Source organism: Pseudomonas paraeruginosa, from assembly GCF_003025345.2.
Classification (GTDB): Bacteria; Pseudomonadota; Gammaproteobacteria; order Pseudomonadales; family Pseudomonadaceae; genus Pseudomonas; species Pseudomonas paraeruginosa.
The window spans coordinates 3456614-3470241 of sequence record NZ_CP020560.1; the positions used below are offsets into that span (position 1 = coordinate 3456614).

Annotated in this window: 16 protein-coding genes and 1 pseudogene; 7 read left to right on the forward strand and 10 right to left on the reverse strand. The window is 66.5% G+C overall.

Features of this window, described 5'->3' with window-relative positions:
• Positions 1-56 precede the first annotated feature (56 nt).
• On the reverse strand, positions 57-341 hold the full coding sequence (locus B7D75_RS16290) for a GNAT family N-acetyltransferase (RefSeq protein WP_003087762.1): 285 nt from the start codon (positions 339-341) through the stop codon (positions 57-59).
• A 440-nt stretch (positions 342-781) separates the two neighbouring features.
• Between B7D75_RS16290 and B7D75_RS16295 the strand changes: the two genes are divergently transcribed.
• Positions 782-1471, forward strand: coding sequence for a crotonase/enoyl-CoA hydratase family protein (locus tag B7D75_RS16295; RefSeq protein WP_034078860.1), 690 nt, complete (start codon positions 782-784; stop codon positions 1469-1471).
• A 150-nt stretch (positions 1472-1621) separates the two neighbouring features.
• Positions 1622-1810 (forward strand): hypothetical protein, encoded by a 189-nt coding sequence (locus B7D75_RS16300; RefSeq protein WP_107114225.1) that lies wholly within the window; start codon positions 1622-1624, stop codon positions 1808-1810.
• Positions 1811-1876: 66 nt separating this feature from the next.
• Here B7D75_RS16300 and B7D75_RS16305 read toward each other — a convergent pair whose 3' ends face one another.
• Positions 1877-2383: a macro domain-containing protein gene (locus B7D75_RS16305; protein ID WP_003152896.1), complete on the reverse strand. Its 507-nt coding sequence runs from the start codon at positions 2381-2383 to the stop codon at positions 1877-1879.
• A 210-nt stretch (positions 2384-2593) separates the two neighbouring features.
• Between B7D75_RS16305 and B7D75_RS16310 the strand changes: the two genes are divergently transcribed.
• From B7D75_RS16310 to B7D75_RS16320, 3 genes are all read left to right on the forward strand, one after another.
• Positions 2594-3079: a hypothetical protein gene (locus B7D75_RS16310; protein ID WP_003152894.1), complete on the forward strand. Its 486-nt coding sequence runs from the start codon at positions 2594-2596 to the stop codon at positions 3077-3079.
• Positions 3080-3211: 132 nt separating this feature from the next.
• Positions 3212-3430 (forward strand): hypothetical protein, encoded by a 219-nt coding sequence (locus tag B7D75_RS16315; protein ID WP_012076211.1) that lies wholly within the window; start codon positions 3212-3214, stop codon positions 3428-3430.
• Between the two features lie 27 nt (positions 3431-3457).
• Positions 3458-3697 (forward strand): hypothetical protein, encoded by a 240-nt coding sequence (locus B7D75_RS16320; protein WP_012076212.1) that lies wholly within the window; start codon positions 3458-3460, stop codon positions 3695-3697.
• 56 nt (positions 3698-3753) lie between these two features.
• Here B7D75_RS16320 and B7D75_RS16325 read toward each other — a convergent pair whose 3' ends face one another.
• On the reverse strand, positions 3754-4476 hold the full coding sequence (locus B7D75_RS16325) for an amidotransferase (protein WP_034078856.1): 723 nt from the start codon (positions 4474-4476) through the stop codon (positions 3754-3756).
• A 245-nt stretch (positions 4477-4721) separates the two neighbouring features.
• On the opposite strand from B7D75_RS16325, the gene B7D75_RS16330 reads away from it, so the two are divergent.
• Complete coding sequence (locus B7D75_RS16330) at positions 4722-5093, forward strand: glutaredoxin family protein (RefSeq protein WP_003152886.1); 372 nt, start codon at positions 4722-4724, stop codon at positions 5091-5093.
• Here B7D75_RS16330 and B7D75_RS30100 read toward each other — a convergent pair.
• The 4 genes and pseudogenes from B7D75_RS30100 to B7D75_RS16350 form a co-directional block, all read right to left on the reverse strand.
• Positions 5063-5188 (reverse strand): annotated as a pseudogene (locus B7D75_RS30100) (hypothetical protein); the annotation flags it as partial. The gene B7D75_RS16330 and the pseudogene B7D75_RS30100 sit on opposite strands and share 31 nt — an antisense overlap.
• A 110-nt stretch (positions 5189-5298) precedes the next feature.
• Positions 5299-7443: a 3-hydroxyacyl-CoA dehydrogenase NAD-binding domain-containing protein gene (locus B7D75_RS16340; protein ID WP_043103142.1), complete on the reverse strand. Its 2145-nt coding sequence runs from the start codon at positions 7441-7443 to the stop codon at positions 5299-5301.
• Positions 7444-7457: 14 nt separating this feature from the next.
• Positions 7458-8663 carry an acetyl-CoA C-acetyltransferase gene (locus B7D75_RS16345; RefSeq protein WP_107114226.1) on the reverse strand — a complete coding sequence of 402 codons (1206 nt, stop codon included), beginning with the start codon at positions 8661-8663 and terminating at the stop codon, positions 7458-7460.
• A 572-nt stretch (positions 8664-9235) separates the two neighbouring features.
• Entirely contained in the window at positions 9236-10123 is an 888-nt protein-coding gene (locus B7D75_RS16350; protein ID WP_107114227.1) for an AEC family transporter, read from the reverse strand.
• Between the two features lie 112 nt (positions 10124-10235).
• Between B7D75_RS16350 and B7D75_RS16355 the strand changes: the two genes are divergently transcribed.
• Positions 10236-11054 (forward strand): cytochrome c, encoded by an 819-nt coding sequence (locus B7D75_RS16355; protein WP_107114228.1) that lies wholly within the window; start codon positions 10236-10238, stop codon positions 11052-11054.
• 7 nt (positions 11055-11061) lie between these two features.
• On the opposite strand, the gene B7D75_RS16360 is transcribed toward B7D75_RS16355, so the two are convergent.
• The 3 genes from B7D75_RS16360 to B7D75_RS16370 form a co-directional block, all read right to left on the reverse strand.
• On the reverse strand, positions 11062-11793 hold the full coding sequence (locus tag B7D75_RS16360; protein WP_003152877.1) for a peptidase: 732 nt from the start codon (positions 11791-11793) through the stop codon (positions 11062-11064).
• A gap of 79 nt (positions 11794-11872) precedes the next feature.
• Positions 11873-12673, reverse strand: a complete 801-nt coding sequence (locus B7D75_RS16365) for a transglutaminase family protein (RefSeq protein WP_012076219.1) — start codon at positions 12671-12673, stop codon at positions 11873-11875.
• Positions 12670-13626 (reverse strand): alpha-E domain-containing protein, encoded by a 957-nt coding sequence (locus tag B7D75_RS16370; RefSeq protein WP_003152872.1) that lies wholly within the window; start codon positions 13624-13626, stop codon positions 12670-12672. Before B7D75_RS16370 ends, B7D75_RS16365 begins: the two co-directional genes overlap by 4 nt.
• Between the last annotated feature and the right edge of the window lie 2 nt (positions 13627-13628).

Consider the following 13628-nt stretch of genomic DNA (forward strand, 5'->3'; position numbering starts at 1 on the left):
GTGGGGTAAACGAAAACGCCGGGCATCCGCCCGGCGTTCTTCCTTGCGCGCCTCGCTCAGGCGGCGGGGTCGGCCTGCCGCTGTCGCCGTTCGATGTAGCGCTCCACGTAGGAGCAGGACGGGATCACGCTGTAGCCCATGCGGTCGGCATACTGCAGGGCATGCTCGGTCAGCGCGGCGGCGATCCCGCGGCCACGCAGCGAATCCGGCACGAAGGTCCGGTAGATGTCCAGGGTCTGCTTGCCCAGGTCCATGTAGGCCAGATAGGCGCGATGGCCATCCACCGTCGTTTCGAACTGATGGCCGCCCACGTCGTGATGGATGGACAGGGACTCGCTCACTTTGATCTCCTCAACGGGCCCGCAACCCGACCCGCGCCTGAATGATTGTTCCACGCGAGGCCATCCCTCGCGCTACCGGCCCTCCTCGGACCACCGAATACCTTCGTCCGCTCGCGTCCCCACGGCGAATGGCGCCCGGCGGAGTCTCGAAACGGCTGACTCGCGCTCATGCGCGGCCGGACTAACGATAGGGCCCATATTGCGGCCTTCCCCGACCAGACTCAACCGTTTCTTCTGGCAGGCCGGGCAATGCCGGGCTCGGAGCCTCGTGGCGGCTTCCGGCGTCCACTCCACTCCGCTTCGCCACGCGCCGGCAGGTCCAGGCCCGCAGCAGAACCTCGCGAGCCCGGCCCGGCATGACCCGTGGGTCAGCCAAAGCGCTTTACGCAGGCTGCGCCCCTCAATAAAGTCTGCCCCACTCCACCACAAGGAAACCTGTCATGAGCGAGTTGATCAGCTACCAGTTCGAAGACGGCATCGCCACCCTGACCCTCAGCAACGGCAAGGTAAACGCCATCTCGCCGGCGCTGATCGACGCCTTCAACCAGGCACTCGACCAGGCCCAGCAGGACAAGGCCGTGGTCATCGTCACCGGGCAGCCGGGCATCCTTTCCGGCGGCTACGACCTGAAGGTCATGACCTCCGGCCCGGAAAACGCCGTCAACCTGGTCACCGCCGGTTCCACCCTGGCCCGCCGCCTGCTCTCCCACCCCTATCCGGTGATCGTCGCCTGTCCCGGGCACGCGGTCGCCAAGGGCGCCTTCCTGCTGCTTTCGGCCGACTACCGCATCGGCGTCGACGGGCCGTTCCAGATCGGCCTGAACGAAGTCGCCATCGGCATGACCATGCATCACGTCGGCATCGAACTGGCGCGCGACCGCCTGCGCAAGTCGGCGTTCACCCGCTCGGTGATCAATGCCGAGATGTTCAGCCCCTCCGCCGCGGTCGACGCCGGCTTCCTCGACGTCCTGGTCAGCCCCGAGCAGTTGCTGGAGACCGCGAAGAGCGCGGCCCGCCAACTGAAGAAACTCAACATGACCGCGCACCGCAACACCAAGCTCAAGGTGCGCAAGGCGCTGCTGGACACCCTCGACCAGGCGATCGAACTGGACAGGAAACACCTGGGCTGAACAACCCCGCCCGATGAAGAGCCCGACCCGCGTCGGGCTTTTTTACGACAGATAATTACCTATAAGGTAATAGTTACTCTTATAAAGCGCAGTTTTTCAAAAATTATTACGGATCATACTGATGACATCCAAGGAAAACCGGAGGTCATCATGAAACGCAATGTCTTCGCCACTCTCCTGCTCGGCCTGGAGGCCAGCCTTTCCCTGCCGGGTGTCTTCGCCGACGAGTCCAGCCTGATGGAAAACCGCATGGTCCGGTTGAACCAGCACGCCATCGAACAGGCCCACCAGCAGCAGGCCATCGCGCCGGCTGCGAGCGATAGCGATGCGCAGGGCTGAGCCCCCTCGCCCGCTCATGCCCACTCGTAGAACCTGAAAAGCCCGGCGAATGCCGGGCTTCTTCGTTCAGGCCAGCTTCTCGTCGGCCGCCACGCCCTTGCGATAGACCTCGTAGAGAATCACCGGAATCTCCAGGTCGGCGAGATGACGCAGCACCAGCGGCTTGACCTCGGACCAGGCCAGCCCGCCCACGCCAGTCGCCACGCAGGGCAAGGCGAGGCTGCTCACCCCTTCGCTGCGCACGTAGCGAGCCAGTTCGCGCAGGGCGTGGCCGACATCCTCCAGGCTCGCCTTGCCCGGCTTGGCGCTGCGTCCGCTGTGCAGCATGCCCTGGGTGATCAGGTTGACGATGCACTGCGTCCTGCCCTGTTCGTCGACCCCGGCCCAGACCCAGATGCCGCCCGGCTCGGGCGCCCTGGCATGGGCGGCGTGGCGGTAGTCGCGGACCATCGACGGCCAGCGCTCGCGCAAGGCCAGGGCCAGACCGCTGTCGAAATGATCCTGGGGAGCGATGCCATGGGCGATCACCTGCGCCCCGGAAAGCAGAATGTCACCTTCAACTTCACGAATCATGAGCGTTTCCTTCTTGGCTTCGGGCTGGCGCGGCGTGCGCCGCCTTGCATCTTTCACCGTACGCCTCGCCCACCGGCGCCAGTTGATGCGCATCAAGGGTCGCCGGCACCACCCCGCGCCTGGCCGACTAGACTGCATGCGGGGGAACCTTGGGGGCGCCTCGCCCCTCCATTGGTTTCCAGCGTTTCACCATGACAAGGAAAATCCGCCATGCCGAAATGGATTGCACTTTGCCTGCTCCCGCTGTTGGCAAGCTGCGCCACCTGCCGCCAGGAAAACGACAGGGAGAAACTGCTGTTCGAGAATGACATGCTGCAGGCGAAGCTGATCATCGTCGCCAATGACCGCGAACGCCTGCCCCTGGCCCAGGCCCTGCTCGAACGCGCCGCGCGCGACGATCGCAGTGGCGAGGCGGACTTCTATCAGGCGGTCCTGCTCGCCCGCCGCGACGGCCAGGCCAGCGACTGCGAACGCGTCACCGGCCTGCTCGAACGCTCCGCCAGGCGGGGCTACCCGCTGGCCAATGCGATGCTCTACAAGATCTACGCCGAACCCTACCTGCTGCCGCGTGCCGACATTCCCAGGGCCGAATCCTACCGGCAGGCCTACGCCGACCTGCCGGTGGCGCGCAGCGGCTACCCTTCCTTCGAGCGGGCCCGGCAGGTGGTCGACCGGCTGCTCGCGCCGACCTCCTGAGCGCTGCGGGCCCAGGACCCCTTCGCCTAAATCATCATTTCTGTCGATAGTTGATAGCGCGACAATTCGTTATTCAATCGAATTTCCATCCGCGATCCTATGCCCATCGAGGTATCGATCACGGAAGCCGCCATGAAACGTCGCAGCCCACGCCACTATGCCCGCAACACCGCCCTGGCCACCCTGGGTCTGTACGCCATCCTCATGCTGGTCGTGCTGAGCCTCCTCGCCGGTGCCGAAAGCGCCAGGAACGCCACACCCGACAACGACACCGCCACGACCTTCTACAACCAGATCGGCCAGGCCCTGCCAGGGCTGCTCTCGGGGTTGAACAGTCGACGCGCCGGTTGAACGCCGGCTTCTTTCCCGGGAAACAGCATGAGAAGGCAAACAAGGAAATTCTGGATCGTCGCCTCCCTGGCGATATTGACCAATGGCTATTCGCTGCTCGGCCTGGCCCAAGGCTCGGCGGGTGCGCTGGCGCGCACCCTCGAATGCAACCAGGCGATGGTTCGCGCGCTGGCGGCCAACCTGGCGCTGAAGTTGCAGAGCGGCACCCCGCCGGCACGCCCGCAGCGCGGGATCCCTGAGCGCTTCATCCTCGACTGCCCGGCCTGAAACGAAAACGCCGCCAACCCCGGGAGGCTGGCGGCGCTCGTATGGCGCGGGCCGGCTCAGGCGCCGGTTGGCTGGCGCGCGACGAAGCGCATCATCCATTCGGCGACAACGGTGCCCTGGTGGTCCCTCGCCAGGCTATCGACCCCCTTGCGATAGAGCTCCTCGCCCAGATGCTGCTGGCGCAGTTCGAGCAGTTCGCGGGAATAGTCGTGGACGAACTCGGGATGGCCCTGGAAGCACAACACCTGGTCGCCGATGGCGTAAGCGGCGTAGGGACAGAAGTCGCTGGAAGCGATCACCCGCGCGTTTTCCGGCAGCCGGGTAACCTGGTCCTGGTGGCTGATCAACAGAGTCAGGTCCGGCAGCGCGGGACTCATCCAATCGGCTCGCTCGTTCAACTGGTACTGGTGGATGCCCATGCCCCACCCCTGGCTGGCGCGCTCGGCCTTGCCACCGAGCAGCAAGGCCAGCAACTGGTGGCCGAAACACACGCCGAGGAGCTTGTCGCCGCGCTCGTAGCGGTCCAGGAGGAAGGTCTTCAGGGTCTGGATCCACGGGTCGGGAGCGAAGGAGTCGGCCTTGCTGCCGGTCACCAGGTAGGCGTCGAAGCGCTCGTCCTCCGCCGGATAGCGTCCCTCCACCACATTGTGGATGACGAACTCGGCAGCGATCGGCTGCTTGGCGAACAGTTGCTGGAACATCCGGCCGTAGCCCTCGTACCGCTCGATCAGTTCGGGGCGAAGGATATCGGTTTCCAGGATACAGATGCGGAGCGACATAAAGACTCTCTGAAGAAGTGGGGTTATTGTCGTTTTCGTTTGATTTAATTAACACAGGAGCGCAGGCAAGGGAACTGTCGCCCTGCTCTCGAAAGGAATATCCGGACGATTCGCCAAAAAACAAGCGGCCGGCAGAAAGTTTCCCGAAACGCGCAACCGTAAAGAAATCTGCACAGGGGACGGAAGGCCTCCCCACGCCCGGAACCGCCACGTAAACTGGCGGTTTTTCCCGCGAGGCACATGCCATGTTGCTCAAGGCAATACGTAACGGACTGGGTCAGGCGATCATCTTCGCCGACTTCGTCAGCCGCCCCCGCAAGCTGCAGCGCAGCGCCGAGGCCCAGGCCGAGGTCGAGCGAGCGCTGCGGAGCCTGTCGCTCTACCAGTTCCGCGCCTGTCCGTTCTGCGTGAAGACGCGCCGCGCCATGCACCGCCTCAACCTGCCGGTGCAACTCAAGGACGCCATGAACGATCCGCAGGCCCGCCAGGCCCTGCTGGAAGGCGGCGGCAAGGTCAAGGTGCCGTGCCTGCGCATCGAGGAAAACGGACAGGTGCGCTGGATGTACGAGTCCAACGAGATCATCGCCTATCTGGAAGGCCGTTTCGCCAACGCCTGAGTGCCCCCTCCACCGCCCCCGGCCGCGTCCAGGGGCCGGCGATGGATCAGCACACGCGCCCGCACCTCGTCCTCGCGCCCCGGCAACAGGCGTCTTACTTCGCGGAGCCGGGTTGCGCCGGGGGATTCGGGCGTGACGCATCCGCCCCGGTTCGCGACCACGAGAAAACCGGCCCGAAGGCCGGCTCTCCATGCGCCGGCAGGACTCAGAACAGTTCGCCCTTCGCCGCCTTCTCCAGCAACAGCGCCGGTGGCTCGAAGCGCTCGCCGTACTGTTCGGCCAGGTACTGGGCACGGGCGATGAAGTCCTTCAGGCCGTACTGGTTGATGAACTGCAGGGCGCCCCCGCTCCAGGCGGCGAAGCCGATGCCGAAGATCGAGCCGATGTTGGCGTCCGCGGTGGACTGCAGCACGCCCTCCTCCACGCAGCGCACTGTCTCGATGGCCTGGATGAACAGCAGGCGGTCGCGTACGTCCCCGGCGGAGATCTGCGCATCGGGTTTCTCGAAACGGCTCTTGAGTTCCGCCCAGAGATGTTTCCTGCCGTTCGCCGGGTAGTCGTAGAAGCCGGCACCGGCGGCCTTGCCCGGGCGCTTGTACTCGTTGACCATCAGGTCGATCACGGCGAACGCCGGATGCGCCGGCAGTGCCTTGCCCTCGGCCTGCAGGTCGCGGGCGGTCTGGTTGCGGATGTGGGTCATCAGGCTCAGGGAGACTTCGTCGGAAATCGCCAGCGGCCCCACCGGCATCCCGGCCTGGCGCGCCTGGTTGTCGATCATCGCGGCGCTGATGCCTTCGCCGAGCATGGCGATGCCTTCGTTGGTGAAGGTGCCGAAGACCCGCGAGGTGAAGAAGCCACGGCTGTCATTGACCACGATCGGGGTCTTCCTGATCTGCAGCACGTAGTCGAAGCCGCGTGCCAGGGTCTCGTCACTGGTCTTCTCGCCGCGAATGATCTCCACCAGCGGCATCTTGTCCACCGGGCTGAAGAAATGCAGGCCGATGAACTTCTCCGGCCGCGCCACCGCCTGCGCCAACCCGGTGATCGGCAGGGTCGAGGTGTTGGACGCCACCAGCGCATCGGCCAGGGCATGTTTCTCCGCCTCGGCGGTGACCTTGGCCTTGAGTTCGCGGTCCTCGAAGACCGCCTCGATGACCAGGTCGCAACCCTCGAAATCGGCTTCGCTGGCGCTAGGCGTGATCCGCGCGAGGAATGCGTCGCGCTTCTCGGCGGACAGGTGGCCGCGCGAAACCTTCTTGTCCAGCAACCTGGCCGAATAGGCCTTGCCCTTCTCCGCCGCTTCCAGCGAGACGTCCTTGAGCACCACCTCGATGCCGGCCGCCGCCGAGACGTAGGCGATGCCCGCGCCCATCATCCCGGCGCCGAGCACCCCGACCTTCTTCGTCGCCCGCACCGGATATCCCTGCGGCCGCGACTTGCCGGCATTGATCTCGTTGAGCTGGAACCAGAAGGTGCCGATCATGTTCTTCGCCACCTGGCCGGTGGTCAACTCGGTGAAATAGCGCGCCTCGATCAGTTGCGCGGTATCGAAGTCGACCTGGGCGCCCTCCACGGCCGCGCACATGATCTTCTCCGGCGCCGGGAAGCACCCCTTGGTCTTGTCGCGCAGCACCGACGGTGCGATGGCCAGCATCTGCGCCACGCCGGGGCTGGACGGCGTGCCGCCGGGAATCTTGTAGCCGGCGCCGTCCCACGGCTGCTTGACCGCGGGGTTGGCGAGGATCCAGGCGCGCGCCTTCTCCAGCATCTCCTCGGGACTGCCGGCCAGCTCATGGAGCAGCCCGGCCTTGAGCGCTTCGGCCGGGCGCACCTTCTTGCCTTCGGCCAGGTACGGCAGGGCTTTTTCCAGGCCCAGCAGGCGTACCATGCGCACCACCCCGCCGCCGCCCGGCAACAGGCCCAGGGTCACCTCCGGCAGGCCCAGCTGCACGCCGGGATTGTCCAGGGCGATGCGATGGTGGCAGGCCAGGCAGATCTCCCAGCCACCACCCAGCGCCGCCCCGTTGATCGCCGCGACCACGGGCTTGCCGAGGGTTTCCAGGCGCCGCAGCTGGCCCTTGATCGCGAGAATGCCGGCATAGAAGGCCGGGGCGTCGGCCCTGGTCACCTTGATCAGCTCGTTGAGGTCGCCGCCGGCGAAGAAGGTCTTCTTCGCCGAGGTCAGCACCACCCCGGCGATGCCATCCTTTTCCGCCTCCAGCCGCGCAACGGTCTTCTCCATCGCCTCGCGGTAGGCGCCGTTCATGGTGTTGGCACTCTGCCCGGGCATGTCCATGGTCAGGATGACGATGTTGTCCTGGCCTTTCTCGTAACGGATCGCGTCAGTCATTGCGGTTCTCCCCTTCACACGCGCTCGATGATGGTGGCGATGCCCATGCCGCCGCCCACGCAAAGCGTGGCCAGGCCGTAGCGCAGGTTGCGCCGCTCCAGCTCGTCGAGCAGCGTGCCGAGGATGATGCAGCCGGTGGCGCCGAGCGGGTGGCCCATGGCGATGGCGCCGCCGTTGACGTTGACCTTGCTTTCCGCCACGCCCATGTCCTTCATGAACTTCATCACCACCGAGGCGAACGCCTCGTTGACCTCGAACAGGTCGATGTCTTCCACCTTCAGGCCGGCCTTGGCCAGGGCCTTGCGGGTCGCTGGCGCCGGGCCGGTGAGCATGATGGTCGGATCGGTGGAAGTCACCGCCGTGGCGACGATCCGCGCCCGAGCCTTCAGGCCCAGCTCGCGGCCCTTTGCCTCGGAGCCGATGAGCATGGCGCTGGCGCCGTCGACGATCCCCGAACTGTTGCCCGGCGTATGCACATGCTCGATGCGCTCGACCTGGCTGTACTTGCGCAGCGCGGTGGCGTCGAAGCCCATCTGGCCCATCATCTCGAAGCTCGGCTTGAGCGCGGCGAGGCCCTCGAGGGTGGAGTCGGCACGGATGAACTCATCGTGGTCGAGCAGGACGATGCCATTCTGGTCGCTGACCGGTACCAGCGACTTGCCGAACAGCCCGTCGGCGCGGGCCTGGGCGGCCCTCTGCTGGGAACGCAGGGCGAACGCGTCGACATCGGCGCGGCTGAAGCCCTCCAGGGTGGCGATCAGGTCCGCGCCGATCCCCTGCGGGACGAAGCTGGTGTGCAGGTTGGTTTCCGGGTCCAGCGCCCAGGCGCCGCCGTCGGAACCCATCGGCACGCGCGACATGGACTCGACGCCACCGACCAGGACCAGGTCCTCGAAGCCGGAGCGCACCTTCATCGCTCCGAGGTTGACCGCTTCCAGGCCGGAGGCGCAGAAGCGGTTGATCTGCACACCGGCGACCTGTTCGTCCCAGTCCGCCACCAGCGCCGCGGCCTTGGCGATGTCGGCGCCCTGGTCACCCACCGGGGTCACGCAACCGAGCACGATATCGTCGACCTGTGCGGTGTCCAGTTCGTTGCGCCGCTGCACCGCACGCAGCAACCCGGCCATCAGGTTCACCGGCTTGACGCTGTGCAGCGCGCCATCCTTCTTGCCCTTGCCGCGGGGAGTACGCACGGCGTCGTAAATGAATGCGTCGGTCATGGCGGTCTCTCTTATCCTGTTCTCGTCCGGCCGAGCGGGCCTCCGCCTACCTTAAACAGGCACGCCAGCGGGACAATGACCGAACCGCTCAGGCTGATTGACCACCCAGCTCAGCCTGTGGCGCGCCGGACCACATGGGCCATGCCAGCTTTCGATCGGAAGCGGCGGCGAGCGGACGAACGGTCGGGGCGCACGCCAGAGCGGTCACCGCGCTGTCATATAGAAGGATTATGTCTGGACTCGAGCGTCTTGTATCCAAGTGGTCTAAGCCCGCGCGGGCCGGGGCTTAGACTGATTCATGCAAGCGTTCGAAAGGGAGGTCGACGCCGGGGATGCCGGGCCGACCGAAGAGCACGCCACACCGTGGCAAGCCACTCCGTCGAGCCATGGCGCGGAGCCGGCTGCCACCCTGACAACAAGAAAGGCAGACAGGCCATGTTGAACGAGCAGCCGAAAAGATGGCGGCAAGCGAGCCTCATCGTCTTCGCCACCACAGTCATCCTGATCCTTCCCAACCTTAACAGTCTGATCCGCTAGGGCCCTTGCCTGCATGCTGCGCGCCGCGCCCGCGGTCAGCGCAGCGCGGGCAGCCACCAGGTCAGCAGCAGGGGAATGAAGGCGAACGACAGGAGCGTAGAACACAGCACCAGGCTGGCGACCTGATCCGGCGAGCGATTTCCGCGCAAGGCGTAGAGATAGTTGAACACCGCCACCGGCATCGACGACTGCACCACCAGCACCCCCTGCGCCAGCGGCGGCAGATCCAGCAGCAGCGCCACCGACCAGCCCACCAGCGCTCCGAGCAGCAGGCGCAACCCACCGTAGAAGAAGCCATGGCCCAGTTGTCGCGGGCGGATGCTCGCCAGCGACACGCCGAGAGTGATCAGCATCAGCGGGATGGTCAGTCCGGCCATCAGGTCGACGGTATTGGCCAGCCAGCGCGGCAGTTGCAGGTCCAGCCCCATCAGCAGCAGCGCCAGCAGCACGCTGAGGAGGATCGGGTTGCCCAGCAGCGAGCGCCAGGAACGCTCGCCGCTCATCCAGAACACGCCGAGGCTGAAGTTGCCGATCGACATGATCAGGTAGAACGCCACCGCCAGGGTCATTCCCGCCTCGCCGAACGCATAGAGGCATACCGGCAGGCCCATGTTGCCGACATTCGGGAAGCTGTAGGCCGGCACCAGCACCTGCCACTCCTGGCGCCCGAGTCGCGCCGCCAGCCATCCGAGCGCCCCCATGCAGAGGCAGATCAGCGCGCTGGCCAGGGCCATCCAGCCGAAGCTGTGCAGATCCACCCGGGTGTGGGCGAGGGTCGCCAGGATCAGGCAGGGCGAACCGATGTTGAACACGATGCGCGAGACGAACTCGGTCGGATAGGCGTGCCCGAGACGAACCCAGGCATACCCGACACCGGCGCCGAACAGTACCGGCGCCATCACGGCGAACAACTCGGCGAGCACAGGAACCCCTTGGTCAGCCAGCCATGCAATGGCCCGCATGCTACCGCGAGGCCCCCGTTCCGTGCCAATCTCTCGCTCCATGCCGAAACCGGCGGATGCACGAGGAACCGCTATGCCTGTCTCTCTCCCGCGCCTGGCACTGCTGGGCGCCCTGCTCTTCCCTGTGGCCGCCTGGGCCGCCGAGCTCCGCCTGGAACTGCCGGGCGGCACGCAGACCTGGAGCAGCGAGGAATTGCTCAGGCATCCGCAGGCCCGCGAGCTGGATATCCCGGCGGACGTCGCCTACCGCCGGAGCATGCGCTACCGCGCCGTACCACTGGCGGCCCTGTTGAAGGGCGTGCGTCCCGCAGACCACCTGCAGGCGGTGGCCAGCGACGGCTTCGCCGCCGAGATGGCGGCCGCCCCGCTGCTCGCCAGCCACGGCTCGCAAGCCTGGCTGGCGATAGAAGACCCACAGCACCCCTGGCCACCGCTGGGCGCCGGCAAGCCTTCCGCCGGGCCGTTCTACCTGGTCTGGCGCAACCCCGAGGAACGACGCATCGGCCCGGAGCAATGGCCCTTCCAGGTCGTCCGCATCCGTTACCAGCCCCCCTTGGCCGAACGCTTCCCGGCCCTGCTGCCGGCCGCCGATGCCAGCACGGAGGTGCGCGCCGGCTTCGCCGTGTTCCAGAAGAACTGCCTGGCCTGCCACCGCCTCAATGGCGCCGGCGACGCCCAGTTCGGTCCGGACCTGAACCTGCCGTACAACCCCACCGAATACTTCCAGCCGCGCTTCCTCGCCCGCTACATCCGCGATCCGCAGGCGCTGCGGCAGTGGCCGCAGGCGAAGATGCCGGCGTTCCCGGAACGGGTGATCGACGACGAGGAACTGCGCCAGCTGATCGGTTACCTGCGCCACATGGCCGGGCGCAAGGCCGGCGCGGCCGGCTGAAGAGTCGTCAGATGTTGTACACCGGGGGCGGCGACGGCAGGCGTTCCAGCAAGTCGTGCAGGCCGGCGCCCCACTGCCGGCGGATGGCGCTGAAATAGGCGTCGTCCTCGGTGACCCGGTAGCCCTCCGGCAGGATCAGGCTGTCGCGGTGATAGACCAGCAGGTCCAGCGGCATGCCCACCGAGAGGTTGCTGCGGATGGTCGAGTCGAACGACACCAGCGCGCAACGCAGGGCCTGCTCCGGCGGCGTATCGAAAGTCAGGTTGCGGTCCAGGATCGGCTTGCCGTACTTGCTTTCACCCAGTTGCAGGAAAGGCGTGTCCGGCGTGGCCTGGATGAAGTTGCCCTGGGGATAGATGCTGTACAGCGCCGGCGGCTCGCCGGCGATCTGCCCGCCAACCAGGAAGGAACAACTCAGGTCGGTGTTCCCTGCCAGGTTGCCGCCGTCGCGCTTCATGACCTCGCGGGCGGTCTCGGCGACCAGCGCCGTGGCGTCGTAGACGGAAGGAACGCTGAGCAGGCTGGCGCCGTCCCGGCGGATGCGCTGCTGCAACAGGTTGATCACCGATTGCGAGGTCGCCAGGTTGCCGGCCGTCTGCACCACCAGCAGGCGCTCGCCGGGCGTGCCGAAGGTGAACAGCTTGCGGAAGGTGGCGATATGGTCGATCCCGGCGTTGGTCCGTGAATCGGAGACGAACACCAGCCCCTCGGCCAGGTGCATCGCGACACAGTAGGTCATCTCGAATCTTCCTTCTTCCGTCCGTCCCCGCCTCAAGCGTAAAGGCAATCGCCGATAACGCCAGGCGCGCAATGGCTCGTCACTGTTGCTGGACCTGCAGCAACGGCGCGCTGACCAGCACCCGCGCATGCATCTGCTCGCAACCGCCGCCACGGCGCAGGCCGCGCACCGGGCAGGCGTCGAGGTAGTCCAGGCCAACCGCCAACTTGAGATGGCGTTCCGGACGGCCGAGCCGGTTGGTCACGTCGAAGCTGTACCAGCCGTCGCCGAGCCAGGCCTCGGCCCAGGCGTGGCTGGCCAGGTGCGTCTCGTCCTCGGTGTAGAGATAGCCGGACACATAGCGCCCCGGCACGCCCTGGCTGCGAACGCAGGCGAGGAAGGCGTGGGCGTGGTCCTGGCAGACCCCGGCGCGAGCGCCGAAGGCCTCGATGGCGGTGCTGTCGACCCGGGTCGCGCCCGGCTGGTAGGCGATGCGCTCGTGCAGGGCATGCATCAGGTCGAGCAGGCCGCCGCGGTCCTTGCGCCCGCCCAGCGCCCGTTCGGCGAAGGCGCGCATCTCGGCATCGGCGCCGGTCAGGCGGGTGCTGCGCAGGAACGGCAACGGTGACTGGCGGTCGTGTTCCACTTCGCTCTCCTCGTCGATCTCGACCAGGCCATGGGCGGCGATCAGCACCGACTCGTGCGGCTCGTCGAGGGTCAGCACGTGCAGGATGTTGCCATAGGGATCGCGTTGCGGCCGGGCCGGGCGCGGCAGGTCCAGGCGCCAGTCGACCACGTGCTGGCGCTCGCTGTCCTGGGGTGTCAGGCGCAGGTACTGGATGCTCGCCCGTACCCGGTCTTCGTAGCGGTAGGTGGTGTCGTGGCTGATCGAGAGTCTCATGCGGCCTCCAGATAGGAGCGGTGGATGGCATTGGCCAGCTGGCGAACCAGCAGGATGTAGTCGGTGATCCAGGTATGCAGGCCCTGTTCCAGCACCTCGTCGATCCCGGTGTAGCGCACCCGCGCCTGCAGCTCGGCGGCCAGGCGCTGCGCCGGGCGGCCGTTGACGCCCGGCAGGCCGGAGAGAATCTCGCTGAGCTCCTCGATGCAGGACAGCAGCGAGCGCGGCACGTCCTCGCGCAACAGCAGCAGCTCGGCGATATTGCGGGCGTTGGGCGAGGCGCGGTACAGCTCGGTGTAGCCCTCGAAGGCGGACAGCGCCCGCAGCAGCGCGCTCCACTGGTAGTAGCCGCGCGCAGTGCCCTCCTCGGCGCCGACGCTGTCGCCTGGCTCGTCCTGGGTCTGGTAGCGCGCATCGAGCAGGCGCAAGGTATTGTCGGCGCGTTCGATGAAGGTTCCGAGACGGACGAAGCGGAACGCGTCGTTGCGCATGCTGGTGGCGAAGGTCGCCCCGCGGAACAGGTGCGAACGGTCCTTCACCCATTCGCAGAAACGGCTGATGCCGTAGCGCAGGATGCCCTCCGTGGCGATCCCGCGCATCTCCAGCCAGGTGGCGTTGATGTTTTCCCACATATCCAGGGTGATCCGCCCGCGCACCGCGTGGGCGCAGGCACGCGCCGCGGCCAGGCAGCTATAGATGCTGGCCGGGTTGTCCGGGTCGAGGGCGAAGAAGTTCAGCAGGCGCTCGGCGGCCAGTTCGCCGTGGCGTTCCAGGTAGGCGTCGAGGGTACCGGTGATCAGCAGCGGCATGGCCAGTTCGTCCAGGCCACCGCCGCTGCGATCCTGCGGCAGCAGCGACAGCGAGTAGCTGACGTCGAGCATGCGCGCGAGATTCTCGGCGCGCTCCAGGTAACGCGACATCCAGTACAGGTCCGAAGCAGTGCGGCTGAGCATGC

What these genes read in the sequence shown, in the direction of transcription:
- B7D75_RS16330 (WP_003152886.1), top strand. Translation starts at nt 4,722, where the DNA reads ATGTTGCTCAAGGCAATACGTAACGGACTGGGTCAGGCGATCATCTTC.
- B7D75_RS16365 (WP_012076219.1), bottom strand. Translation starts at nt 12,673, where the DNA reads ATGAGACTCTCGATCAGCCACGACACCACCTACCGCTACGAAGACCGG.
- B7D75_RS16355 (WP_107114228.1), top strand. Translation starts at nt 10,236, where the DNA reads ATGCCTGTCTCTCTCCCGCGCCTGGCACTGCTGGGCGCCCTGCTCTTC.
- B7D75_RS16320 (WP_012076212.1), top strand. Translation starts at nt 3,458, where the DNA reads ATGAGAAGGCAAACAAGGAAATTCTGGATCGTCGCCTCCCTGGCGATA.
- B7D75_RS16345 (WP_107114226.1), bottom strand. Translation starts at nt 8,663, where the DNA reads ATGACCGACGCATTCATTTACGACGCCGTGCGTACTCCCCGCGGCAAG.
- B7D75_RS16340 (WP_043103142.1), bottom strand. Translation starts at nt 7,443, where the DNA reads ATGACTGACGCGATCCGTTACGAGAAAGGCCAGGACAACATCGTCATC.
- B7D75_RS16360 (WP_003152877.1), bottom strand. Translation starts at nt 11,793, where the DNA reads ATGACCTACTGTGTCGCGATGCACCTGGCCGAGGGGCTGGTGTTCGTC.
- B7D75_RS16305 (WP_003152896.1), bottom strand. Translation starts at nt 2,383, where the DNA reads ATGATTCGTGAAGTTGAAGGTGACATTCTGCTTTCCGGGGCGCAGGTG.
- B7D75_RS16310 (WP_003152894.1), top strand. Translation starts at nt 2,594, where the DNA reads ATGCCGAAATGGATTGCACTTTGCCTGCTCCCGCTGTTGGCAAGCTGC.
- B7D75_RS16325 (WP_034078856.1), bottom strand. Translation starts at nt 4,476, where the DNA reads ATGTCGCTCCGCATCTGTATCCTGGAAACCGATATCCTTCGCCCCGAA.
- B7D75_RS16315 (WP_012076211.1), top strand. Translation starts at nt 3,212, where the DNA reads ATGAAACGTCGCAGCCCACGCCACTATGCCCGCAACACCGCCCTGGCC.
- B7D75_RS16300 (WP_107114225.1), top strand. Translation starts at nt 1,622, where the DNA reads ATGAAACGCAATGTCTTCGCCACTCTCCTGCTCGGCCTGGAGGCCAGC.
- B7D75_RS16295 (WP_034078860.1), top strand. Translation starts at nt 782, where the DNA reads ATGAGCGAGTTGATCAGCTACCAGTTCGAAGACGGCATCGCCACCCTG.
- B7D75_RS16370 (WP_003152872.1), bottom strand. Translation starts at nt 13,626, where the DNA reads ATGCTCAGCCGCACTGCTTCGGACCTGTACTGGATGTCGCGTTACCTG.